Consider the following 12,591-nt stretch of genomic DNA (forward strand, 5'->3'; position numbering starts at 1 on the left):
CTTACTTAAGCTTTGGCTCGTTCAAGCTGCGAGCTTCCTTCGAAACTATATTCGATAGTAAAACTAGACCTATAACATTCGGTATAACCATGAGTGCGTTAAACGTGTCTGAAAGCACCCAAACGAAGTCAACAGATACGACAGTACCTACGATTACAGCGATTACGACAAGAAGTCTATAAACCAAAACAGCCTTTTGCCCAAACAAGTAAACAATGTTCGACTCACCAAAGTAGTACCAACCGACAATGGTTGAAAAAGCGAAGAAGAAGAGACTTATCGCTAAGAATATTACGCCCGGCTTGCCAAAAGCAATCTCGAAACCCTTTTGCGTAACAGCAACCGAGTCAAGACCATTTTCAAAAGAATATATATGAGCGTTAGTTAACAAGATAATCATAGCAGTTACAGTACATATGATGATACCAGTTAAAACACCGAAGATGGCAGATAGACCTTGGTCCGCTGGTTTATCAACAGTTGCTACAGCGTGAGCATGAGGCGTAGAGCCCATCCCAGCTTCATTCGCGAATAGCCCGCGCGCAAGACCCATCTTGATCGCATGCTGAACACTGATCCCAACAGCGCCGCCAAATACAGCCGAGGTACTAAAAGCACTTTTAAATATTAGTTTAAATACAGGGATGATATTTTGTCTAAACATAACAAGAATAACAAGACCAGATAAGATAAAGACAGCAGCCATGACAGGCACTATCATCTCAGCGATCTTAGAAATTCTTTGCACACCACCCATAACTATCATACTGACAAGAACCGCAAGGATAATGCCAGTGTAAGCAGGTTTGATGCCGAAGCCCTCTTGCATCGATAGAGCGATAGAGTTCGATTGGACCATGTTGCCCGCAAAACCTAGAGCTAGAATTAAAAATATAGCAAAAACTATAGACAAGACCTTCGCAAAGCGCTTGTTCTTCACGCCTTGACTTATGTAGTACGCGGGACCACCATAAACTTCGCCGTCCTTCTTTTGTCTGAAGACTTGAGCCAAAATCGCCTCAGCAAAGATTGTCGACATGCCAAGTAGACCCGAGATCCACATCCAAAATACAGCACCCGGTCCACCAGCCATGATAGCCGAAGCCACACCGCCAACCGATCCAGTACCAAGCTGAGCTGCAACAGCCGTTGCAAGCGCTTGAAACGAGCTAACCTCGCCCTCCTTCTTAGGCCCAGCATCCTTTTTAAAAACATTTCCTAAAGTAGACTTCACAGCAAGACCAAGCTTAGTGAATTGCGGAAATTTTAATTTAATCGTAAAAAATAATCCCGCAAAGACAAGCAGGAAAATGATTACATAGTCCCACAAGAAGTCTTTAATATGAATAATAAAATCCATGATACCTCCAATCTGCTTCCTTCTAAGTAAAAAATATCAATTTATAAATCACTCAATTCATAAGTATAAACTTTACTTATATATAGATGAGTAAGTATTAATTAATATTATATAATAAAAAAATTACTTAGTCAAACGAAATAATTTTGGGGAATGGATGGGGGATGTTGCAAAAAGAATACATTGCAATTCATTTCAGTATGTGCTATAGTTAATTTATGCGTTCAAGTCATAAGAAAAGCAGTTGAACTAAGAGCTAAGTTTTAAATTAAATAATAAGAAGTAAAATATTTTATAAAATATAAAAGAATATATAAAAAACTTGACAATATATCATAAAATGGGGTATAATTTATGTACAAGGAAAGCAAGCGAGGTTTTCGCTTATAAAGGAGCTCTGTCATTTTATGGTGGAGCTTTTTTATTTTATAGGAGTTAATATGAATAGCAAACCTTTTAAAACAATTGATGAACAAATTAATATTCTTGAGTCTAGAGGAATGATAGTAGACCATGACAAAGCAAAAGATTCTTTAATGAGAAACGGTTACTATAATGTAATCAATGGTTATAAAGATTTCTTTTTGGAAGATGATAATAAATTTATATCAGGAACAAGATTTTATGATCTTGACACATTGTTTCAAGTAGATAAACTTCTTAGCAAAGCATTTTTTTCATCATCACTAGATATAGAAAGGATGTTTAAGACTAATTTAGCTTACTTTTTATCAGAAAAATTTGGAGAAAAAGAAGAGGAATATTTAAATACAAAAAACTATATAACAGGAAGAAATATTGAAAAAAACGTATGGCAAATTGATAAAACTATAGATATATTCAAAAATTTAATATCCGAAAACATAGAACCAATAACCCATTATAGGAAAAAATATAATAACGTACCACCTTGGATATTATTTACAAGAGCAACGTTTACTATTTATATAAATTGTGTAAAGGAGACATAAAGACGAAAGTCATTTCAAGCATGTTAAAAGTAAGTCCAGATTGTATAGATAATTTAAGTAAACAAGTTTTTTCTGATATAATACTATTAATATTACAATTTAGGAATAGAACCGCACACGCTAATCGAACATATAATTTTGAAATAAAAGCATCAAATAGTTTCTTGCCATATAGTGAGGCATTTTACATGCCTTTCAATATAGACAAAGCAGCACACAAAAATAATATATGCCGTACAAACGCTTTTGCATTTATAGCAAGCATATATTATCTAGATAAAAACAATTATCTTTTACTTAGAGAGCAGGTAGTTCAAATATTAAACTTCTATAAATCGGTACAAGCACAAAACTATAAACAATTTTTACTTGCATTAGGCATTCCAAACGATTTCACAGATATAAAAATAGAGAAAATTCTGCCTAGCATATAAATAATTTATATCAATTAAATAAAAAATAAAGGCTATAATATAGTTATTTTCTATATTATAGCCTTTTATATTGCTGAAAGCATAAGAGAATTAATCCTTACTCTTGATTAAGAGAAGCTTATGTTTTTATCTATAGCTAATAGTCTTTGTATAAACAGCTTTAATGTGCTAGATGCGTATTAATGTGGTATAATATTATTAAAGATATAATATTTGCATTAATATATAGAGGTGATTTTATGTTGATACTTGCGACATATGATGTTGAGACTATGGATAGTGAAGGAAGAACGAGATTAAGAAGAGTAGCTAATGTATGTAAAGACTATGGACAAAGAGTGCAAAATTCTGTTTTTGAGTGTATAGTGACACCTGCAGAGTTTGAAGAACTTAAGTATAAATTAAAGAAAGAGATAGATGAAGAAAAAGACAGCATAAGATTTTATCATCTTGGAAGTAAATGGAAAACAAAAGTAGAAATGATGGGCAGAAGTACAAGCTTTAACCCAGAAGAAGATACTTTTATATTTTAGGAGGAAGCAATGAAATACGCGCATATTGACCATGCTGAAGGTAAAATTAAAAAGCAAGAGCTTATAACTCATTTAAAAAATACAGCTGATAAAGCTAAATCTTTAGCGAGTGAGATAGATTTTGAAAATACATCGTACCTTTTAGGTATACTTCATGATGCCGGCAAAGCTAGTAAAGCGTTTCAGCACAAAATAATAAATAACACAGATGAGAGAGTAAATCACTCATCAGCAGGAGCAATGTATTTATTATCATTATATAATAAATGCGCTAAGAAAAGCTCAGTCGATATAAATATACTGCAAGAGTACTTTTATATCATGGTATACGTTATAAGCGCTCATCACGGTATTTATGACGTTCCTTATTATGATATTGATAATAATTTATCTAACAGATTAAAAGATAGGCTTAGATTTGATGAAGATGAAAAGAGTTGTTTCAAAAATGAAGTAGTACCTTATATTGAAGAGCTCGAAGAAAAACTAAATATAGATTTATTAGATATATTTATGGAAGGATATTTTGAATATAAGACTTCTAAAGATAGATTAAAATATATTGATAATAAAGCTAATTACTATTATTTATATTTATATATGAGACTTTTCTTATCGATTCTAAAAAATGCAGACATTGTTGATACTGTAAATGCATATGATTTAATCATAGATGACAACGTTACTTATGATGCTCATAAAAAGGCTGTATTATATAGCAAAAATTTAAAAGAAAAATATTCTAGTTTTCCTGAGCCGAAAAATGATTTAGATAGAGTAAAAAACGAGTTGAAGCTTGTTATTGATGATAGGGGACGCGTGGATGAAAGCGGTATATATAAGCTTGATCTTGCGACAGGAGCTGGAAAAACTTTATTAAGTATGCTATATGCTACAAATCAAATGAAGTATAAATCGAAAAAGAGATTTTTCTACATAACTGCATTTTTATCCGTCTTAGAACAAAATGCAAATGAGGTCAAGGAGGTACTAAAAGATAAAAGTATACTAGAATACCACTCAAATATACTTGATCAATCATCATTTAACAATGCTAACAATGAGAGCACTGATGAGAGTAAAGATAAGATGTGTAGAGAATACTTAATACAGAGTTTTGATGCGCCTGTAGTTTTGACAACTTTAGTACAATTCGTAAACACTTTATTTAAAGGCAAGTCTGCAAATATAAGGAGATTCTCTTCGTTAATTAATTCTGTAATTATTCTTGATGAGGTTCAGTCTCTTCCTATAGAGATGACTTATTTATTTAATCTTGCGATGAATTTTATATCATCTGTAATGAAGGCTAACATAGTTTTATCAACAGCTACTCAACCTAAATATGATGAAAACAACATAAAATATAGAATTAACTATGCAGATAAAGCCAATCTTGTAAAACTTAGTCAGAATCAAGCAAAACCTTTTAAAAGAACTAAGGTATATAATTTTAATGAAGGTAAAAAAAGTAGTTTAAAAGATATTAAATTAGAAATATTATCATATAAGAATGATTCATTTCTTACAATATTAAATACGAAAAAAGCAGCAAGAAAATTATACGAAATGCTAATCGAAGATACAGGAAATGCAGAGGACATATATTTATTAAATACAGATTTTTGCCCAGAGCATAGAAAAGATATACTTGATGAAATAAAATTAAAACTTTCAGAAGGAACTGCTGTGAAGCTAGTAGCTACACAGCTTATAGAGGCGGGAGTTAATGTTGATTTTAAGAGACTTATTAGGTCTTATGCAGGCATTGACTCCATTATACAAGCAATTGGAAGATGCAATAGATATGGCTTACAGAAAGAAGGTATAGTTAATTTAGTCAACGTGGGTTTTGAAGAAAATCTTAATTACTTGGAATCGATTGGATATAAAAAAGACATCACCGAGATTATACTCAATAATAAATCTGGAGAAATTGATATAGATGAACTAAATGATGAATTCTTTGCACGTTATTACACAAAGTACGAAAGCTTAATGACATATCCTCTTGGAAAAGATATGCCAAGTGCTTTTGATTTGTTAAGTGATAATCTTGATAGTATTAGTATAAAAACAAAAGAATTTCCAGTTATAAGGCAAAGCTTCAAAACGGCTGCTGATAATATTAATTTAATTAAAAATGATACAAAGGCAATGATAGTATGCTACAAAAACCCTAAGACAGGCAAATCAAATGAGAAAAAATATGATACACTAAAAAAACTTTTAGAAAATGAAGATAATATAATTTATAATTTATCAAAGATAAAAAGCCTATTGAGAGAAATGCAAAGTTACACTATAAATGTATATGAAAATGATAAGCTCAATGATTTTGTTTATTCTTATATGGATGGAGATATACTTTTACTTAAAAAAGAATATTACAGTGCTAATGGTTTTAACATTGATCAAGAAAAAAATAAAGAGCTAATGCCCTTTATTATAATGTAATAGTAAGTTTTTCAATCCGCGTAGTTAATACTACGATAAACATATTATACCACAAAGATAGTCATATAATTTATTTAAATTAAAAATATTTTAAAAAAGAACTTGACAAAGTAAATTTGAATAATATAATAATAAGTGAAGAATAAAAAGAAGGAGGTAATAATATGGATGGTCCAAATGAAAAATCTAAATATTTTTACATTAGATTGACAGGAGATTATGGTTTAATAACATCACCTGAAACAAAGGGCGGCGGAGAAAAAGCAACATATCCAGTTATAACTAAGCAAGCTGTCTTAGGTATACTTGATGCATGCTACTTTAAACCTGTTTTAAAAAATGTCGTAGACGAAGTAAAAGTAATTAATCCAATAAGGACTCATACTATGGGAGTTAGAGTGCCGAAAGATGATTACAAGCAAGACAGAAGCAACATAACATACTTAGTCAATCCAGAGTATTTAATTAAGTACCATTTTGAATGGAATTTATTTAGAGACGACTTGAAAAAAGACAGAAACATGAAAAAACATGAGGCAATTATGCAGCGCTCTATTGAAAGAGGTGGAAGGAGATCTATCTTTATTGGAGCAAGTGAGTGCCAAGGCTACGTTAATGCGATTACTAAAGAGGAATACGAAAGCAAAATAAGTTACTACGAAGGACAAACATTATCCTTTGGCTTAATGTTTAACAGTTTTAAGTATCCAAATAAGCCTGGAGAAAAACTTTATTCTTACTTTGGAAATGTAATTATGAAGGATGGCATAATTAATTTTAAAGATCAAGAAGACTGCGAAGTTAAAAATGAGCTTTCAACATATGACTTTAAGTATCCAGAGCAAGAGCTTTCAGTTGACGAAGAATATGCAAAATTAGAAGGGAGATGATTAAATGACACTGATTAATTCGCTTGTAAAAACATATGATAAATCTCTAGAGGCAGGTTTAGTTGATAATTATAACGGCAAAGACTCAGTAATCCTTCCTTTATATCACAACTCAATAGTATCTACAGGTGAAAATATATTAAAGATAAGTATCGATAAAGATTCTAATTTTGTTATGAGTTCATTCTTAGCTAAAGATGATAAAATAATTTTTCCAGTTAGCTTAGATTCAGTCAATAGAACAAGCAATTCTATGCCACATATGCTAGTAGATAATTGCTCATATATTGCTTCTTATAATGAAAAAAGACATAAAGATTATATGGATGCGCTAGAGAATTGGCTTAGTGATGAAAAAGAGGAAGAAATAAAAGAATTTATAAGAATTATTTACAATTATATAAAGAAAGAAAACTTTATATACGAAGCTTTGAGATATGCATTAGGTGTTGATGTTTTAAATTTGACTGATAAAGCCTCTATCTTAGAATATACATTTCTTAATGATAAAAACAAAGAGACAAGAAAGAAACTTGAACTAGATAAGATATATTTAGAGTTTGAAATTATAGATTTCAAAAACCATAAAGACTATTCAGTAACAAATTATACCAAGCTTCATCAAGTTCATATTAATAATGTAAGAAAGTTTATGACAAAGAATGGAGTTTGCAATATAACAGGAAAAGAAGATTATATTGTTGATAAACACCGTGGCATTTTAGGTAATTCCAAATTGATTTCTTCGGTTAAACAATCGTATATAGGAAGATTTAAAGAAGGTAGCGATGTAATTAGCATAGGTTATGAAACATCCGAAAAAGCTCATCTGATGTTGAAGTATTTAATGGATAATAAAAATTCATCCAAATGGCTTGGTGGTCAGCAATATATAGTTAACTGGTTTTCAGATGATGTTAAAAATGAGAAGAAGCTCTTTATTACATCTGCGAATCCAAATTTAGCCGGTGTAGACGAGGCAGATGAGTTCGATATCGATAATATTGAAACAAAAAGTGATACAAAAGATACTTATAGAGCAGTTTATAGCGAAAATGAAAAAGTTGCTAATTCTTTTATTACCGGTGTAGACAAAGTTCCAAAAGATTCAATCTATAGTGCATTAATTGTCGAAAAAGTAAATGATGGTAGGTCGTCTATTAGATACTTTAAAGAGCTTCAGACATCACAGCTTTATGAAAATCTCGAAAAGTGGTCAAATACTTACTATTATTATACATTTAACAGTAATGATAACTTGATTAAGAAGACGCCTAGTATATTTTCAATATTAGATGCTGCTTACGGAACAGAAAGAGAAAAAAAACTTGTTAATGATAACGATAGCTTTAAAAAAGATCAATTGCAAAAAATGATTATTTCAATCATAGAAGGCAAAGAAATGCCTAAAAATATAGTGAAAGCAATCGATATGAACATTAGGAAAAAATTAAACTATAAAAACACATGGAATATTTTACAGTCGATAGCCCTTGCGGTTTTAAGAGATACATCAAAGGAGGAGAACGAAGATATGCTTGACAGAGACAATTTAGATAGGTCCTACTTATATGGTAGACTACTAGCCGTGTATGAAATGACGGAAAGACTTACTTTTGACTCAGCAAAGAATGCTGACGGAGAAAAAAAGAAAGAAGCAATAAGACTTACTAATGCAGATAGGTATTGGACATCATTTACAAAATATCCAGCAAAGATAACAGAAGTTTTAGAGGATAAGACAAAAACATATATGAATAAATTAAAGGCTACAAGTCCAGGCTTTGCAATATTATTAGATAGAGAAAAAGAAGATATATTTATAAAGTTAAATAAACTTAATTTATCAGATAAAGAAGCAAACCAAGCTTTAAATTACAAATTCTTGTATGGCTACTACACAGAAAAACGCGATGGTTTAAAAAATAAAGAAAGTAATAAGGAGGAAAAATAATGAGTAAGGTAATTGAAAAAAAGGTCGACTTCATAATGACAATTGAAGTAAATAATGCAAATCCAAATGGAGACCCACTTGCGGGCAATATGCCAAGAACTGACTCTTTTGGTTATGGAGAAATTTCTGACGTTTGTATAAAAAGAAAGATAAGAAACAGAATGCAAGACAAAGGATATAATATCTTTGTAAAGAGCAATGAAAAGTCAGATGATGGATTTACTTCACTTGAAAAAAGATATAGCAGCGTTGTAGATAAAAAAGCCACAGATGAAGAAGCATATAATTTATGCTGTGAAACATGGCTAGACGTTAGAAGCTTTGGCCAAGTAATAACATATGACAAGAAGGCTGTTGGTATTAGAGGGCCAGTTAGTATATCAATCGCAAAATCACTAACTCCAGTTGATATAACAACTATGCAAATTACAAAGAGCGTTAATAGTATGGAAAAAGAAGGCGGCGGCAAATCCTCAGATACAATGGGCTCAAAGCATTATGTTAACCATGCCATCTACGTAGTTAATGGTGCGGTAAACGTAAACTTTGCAAAGAAAAACAAATTTACCGATGATGACTTAGCGGTATTAAAAGAGTGTTTACAAGAACTATTCATTAATGATTCTTCATCAGCTAGACCAGACGGATCAATGATAGTAAGAGATATATTCTGGTTTGTTCATGACTGTGAGATAGGTAATGTATCAAGCGGCAAGATTAAAGAACTACTTGAATATGACGTACCAGAACTAGAAGATCAAGATTATAAGTCATACAATATAGGATTAAATGAAGAAAAATTAAAAGAGTACGAAGAAAAAGGATTAAAAGTAGAATACTTAACAGGTATATAAAGCAAGATACATGGACGAAGAAGATTATTTAAGCATAAGTAGAATACAGCATTTTGTGTTTTGTAAGAGACAGTGGGCACTTTTAGAGCTAGAGCAAATTTGGTTTGAAAATAAAGACACAACACTTGGCAAACTTATACATGAAAATGTAGATGACCCATATTTTTACGAAAAAAGAAAAGACAGAATATATGAAAGATCACTGCGTGTTAAATCAGATGAACTTAAGATAGTGGGCGTCTGTGACCTAGTTATATATGAGAAAAATGATAACGGAGTCGATATAGAAAACTATGATGGACTGTGGTTACCTTATGTCGTAGAATATAAAAAAGGCAGAGCAAAAAAGACAAAGGCAGATATATATCAACTAGTTGCAGAAGTAATGTGTTTAGAAGAGATGCATAATATTAAAGTAAAAAAGTCAGCGCTTTATTATAAAAGTCCAAACAAAAGATTAGAACTAGATATTACAGATGAATTAAGGCAGGAAGTAAGAGACATAGTGACACAAATGTATGAGATATACAATCAAAACAAGATACCTAAAGCGAGTAAAAACATTAACTGTAAAAACTGTTCCTTAGTTGATTACTGCATGCCCAAACTCACAAAAAAGAAAAAAAGCGTTATAAACTATATCAATAGGATGGTGATTGAAGAATGAGAAAGCTGTTGAATACATTATATATTACAAATGAAAACATCTACTTAGCAAAAGATGGAAGCAATATAGTAGTTAAAGATGAGGTAAATAGCAAAGTCTTCCAATCACCAATACAAAATTTTGAAAACATAGTTTGTTTTAATTATGTTGGAGCGAGCCCAAAACTATTAGACATGTGCATGAAAAACAATGTTGGTATAAGCTTTTTAACGCCAGAAGGGTATTTTTGCGCAAGAGTCTCAGGAAGAATCAACGGAAACGTATTATTAAGAAAAGAACAGTTTAGAATATCTGAAAATCAAGACAGAGCACTTTCATATGCAAAATCATTTGTAATAGCAAAGCTATATAATTCAATAAAAGTGCTAGACAGATACCTAAGAGATTATAAAGATACAATATACAAAGAAGAAGTAGAAGAATCTATAATCAAATTAAAAGAAAGCAAAATAAATGCATTTAATGCAAAAGACTATACAGAGCTCTTGGGCATAGAGGGAGATGCAGCAAGAGAATACTTTAAAAATTTTGACTACCTAATATTAAACAATAAAGAATACTTTAAGTTTACAGATAGAAATAGAAGACCACCGAAAGACCCTGTAAATGCAATGCTTTCATTCTCATACGGAATGCTTAGAGTGCTTGTGCAAAACGCTCTTGAAACAGTAGGCCTTGATCCATATGTCGGTTTTTATCATAAAGACAGACCAGGGAGACAATCATTAGCACTAGACCTATCAGAAGAGATGAGAGCATATATGGCAGATAGATTTGTATTAAGCTTAATAAACAGATTTCAAATCGAAGAGAAAGATTTTATCGCAAAAGATAATGCTTCATATGAATTTACAGAAGAAGGAAAAAGAAAGTATCTGGATATATGGAATAAAAGATTACAAGATACAATTACACATCCATTCTTAGAAGAAAAAATAGAAGTCGGATTGCTACCATATGTTCAAGCAATGCTTTTGGCTAGAACCATCAGAGGAGACCTAGAGGCCTATCCTCCATTTATAATAAATTAGTGCGAACCTCATATGAACATAAAAATTCTAGAGGATTCGCAGAAAAAACGCTTAAAAATAAGCAAAAAAAGTGCGTAAAATAAAATTTATGCACATATAAACACTAAATGTATGACAATGATAAAAATTTTTAGTACATTTAGCTGTCGCGCCCTTCATGGGCGCGTGGATTGAAATGCCAAACCAGCCTTGTTGCATTGTGCCTTTTAGAAGTCGCGCCCTTCATGGGCGCGTGGATTGAAATAATGGCCTTAGCATTGTCTGTCGCCTTTGCTTGCTCTGTCGCGCCCTTCATGGGCGCGTGGATTGAAATTTCTTTTAAAGCTGGCACAAGTTTATCATTTTCAGTCGCGCCCTTCATGGGCGCGTGGATTGAAATTCATCATTTACATCGCCCTTGGCAAATCTGCTCAGCCAGTCGCGCCCTTCATGGGCGCGTGGATTGAAATTTTATTCATTTTATCGCCCCCTTTTTTAACCTTCTAGTCGCGCCCTTCATGGGCGCGTGGATTGAAATAAATGTAACCGGTTTTGTAAGCTTATAATTTAATATGTCGCGCCCTTCATGGGCGCGTGGATTGAAATTTCCGTGGCTGAAAAAACGGAACAGCGAAACAAACGTCGCGCCCTTCATGGGCGCGTGGATTGAAATCTCTGCTTGGCATACTTGCGCAGGTTTGGTCTATGTCGCGCCCTTCATGGGCGCGTGGATTGAAATATTTATAAATAGCATCCCAAATCTGTATATTTCTTTGGTCGCGCCCTTCATGGGCGCGTGGATTGAAATTTTGTAGCTAAATCCTTCGTGCTCGATTGAGACTGTAGTCGCGCCCTTCATGGGCGCGTGGATTGAAATCATCTGTGTCTATAACATTAGGTAGGTTCTTGCCCGTCGCGCCCTTCATGGGCGCGTGGATTGAAATAGCCTTGATTGTGTTGGCTGGCATAACATAAAATTTAGTCGCGCCCTTCATGGGCGCGTGGATTGAAATTGTTATCTTGCTAAGGTCATCAAATAATATGTTTGTCGCGCCCTTCATGGGCGCGTGGATTGAAATATTACATCTTGATGATGTAACTACTATGTATTTCAAGTCGCGCCCTTCATGGGCGCGTGGATTGAAATATGGACACATAAGCTCAAAAGATAATAGAGTAGTAGTCGCGCCCTTCATGGGCGCGTGGATTGAAATATATGTAAATGAAGTGGATAGAAAGTGTTCACGCTGTCGCGCCCTTCATGGGCGCGTGGATTGAAATAAAACAACCATGAAAAAAGTTAAGGAAGAAAATAACAAGTCGCGCCCTTCATGGGCGCGTGGATTGAAATATTGAGAGCAATCACGATGAGAAGAAGATTAACGTCGCGCCCTTCATGGGCGCGTGGATTGAAATAAATACAAGATTATCAAATGGTACTATACCGCTGGTCGCGCCCCA

Annotated in this window: 10 protein-coding genes and 1 CRISPR repeat array; of the genes, 9 read left to right on the forward strand and 1 reads right to left on the reverse strand. The window is 32.8% G+C overall.

Features of this window, described 5'->3' with window-relative positions; genetic code table 11:
- Window position 1: 1 nt before the first annotated feature.
- Window positions 2-1,360: an alanine/glycine:cation symporter family protein gene (locus tag AC1EJ0_RS07960; RefSeq protein ID WP_480023923.1), complete on the reverse strand. Its 1,359-nt coding sequence runs from the start codon at window positions 1,358-1,360 to the stop codon at window positions 2-4.
- A gap of 440 nt (window positions 1,361-1,800) precedes the next feature.
- Here AC1EJ0_RS07960 and AC1EJ0_RS07965 point away from each other — a divergent pair, with 440 nt between their 5' ends.
- From AC1EJ0_RS07965 to cas1c, 9 genes are all read left to right on the forward strand, one after another.
- Entirely contained in the window at window positions 1,801-2,331 is a 531-nt protein-coding gene (locus tag AC1EJ0_RS07965; RefSeq protein ID WP_480023922.1) for an Abi family protein, read from the forward strand.
- Between the two features lie 20 nt (window positions 2,332-2,351).
- A complete protein-coding gene (locus AC1EJ0_RS07970; protein ID WP_480023921.1) occupies window positions 2,352-2,765 on the forward strand; it encodes a hypothetical protein in 414 nt (137 codons plus the stop codon).
- A gap of 239 nt (window positions 2,766-3,004) precedes the next feature.
- Window positions 3,005-3,298 (forward strand): CRISPR-associated endonuclease Cas2, encoded by a 294-nt coding sequence (gene cas2, locus AC1EJ0_RS07975; RefSeq protein ID WP_480023920.1) that lies wholly within the window; start codon window positions 3,005-3,007, stop codon window positions 3,296-3,298.
- A gap of 9 nt (window positions 3,299-3,307) precedes the next feature.
- Window positions 3,308-5,755, forward strand: a complete 2,448-nt coding sequence (gene cas3, locus AC1EJ0_RS07980; protein ID WP_480023919.1) for a CRISPR-associated helicase Cas3' — start codon at window positions 3,308-3,310, stop codon at window positions 5,753-5,755.
- 164 nt (window positions 5,756-5,919) lie between these two features.
- Window positions 5,920-6,645: a type I-C CRISPR-associated protein Cas5c gene (gene cas5c / locus AC1EJ0_RS07985; RefSeq protein ID WP_480023918.1), complete on the forward strand. Its 726-nt coding sequence runs from the start codon at window positions 5,920-5,922 to the stop codon at window positions 6,643-6,645.
- Window positions 6,646-6,649: 4 nt separating this feature from the next.
- Window positions 6,650-8,599, forward strand: a complete 1,950-nt coding sequence (gene cas8c / locus AC1EJ0_RS07990; protein WP_480023917.1) for a type I-C CRISPR-associated protein Cas8c/Csd1 — start codon at window positions 6,650-6,652, stop codon at window positions 8,597-8,599.
- Window positions 8,599-9,453 carry a type I-C CRISPR-associated protein Cas7/Csd2 gene (gene cas7c / locus AC1EJ0_RS07995; protein ID WP_480023916.1) on the forward strand — a complete coding sequence of 285 codons (855 nt, stop codon included), beginning with the start codon at window positions 8,599-8,601 and terminating at the stop codon, window positions 9,451-9,453. The genes cas8c and cas7c overlap by 1 nt, the downstream gene beginning before the upstream one ends.
- A 10-nt stretch (window positions 9,454-9,463) precedes the next feature.
- Window positions 9,464-10,120, forward strand: a complete 657-nt coding sequence (cas4, locus tag AC1EJ0_RS08000) for a CRISPR-associated protein Cas4 (protein WP_480023915.1) — start codon at window positions 9,464-9,466, stop codon at window positions 10,118-10,120.
- Entirely contained in the window at window positions 10,117-11,151 is a 1,035-nt protein-coding gene (gene cas1c / locus AC1EJ0_RS08005; RefSeq protein WP_480023914.1) for a type I-C CRISPR-associated endonuclease Cas1c, read from the forward strand. Before cas4 ends, cas1c begins: the two co-directional genes overlap by 4 nt.
- Before the next feature lie 145 nt (window positions 11,152-11,296).
- A CRISPR array of direct repeats spans window positions 11,297-12,546; the repeat unit is 32 nt; unit sequence GTCGCGCCCTTCATGGGCGCGTGGATTGAAAT.
- The last annotated feature ends 45 nt before the right edge of the window (window positions 12,547-12,591 follow it).

The sequence above is a fragment of the Fenollaria sp. C0166D3 genome (assembly GCF_056590255.1).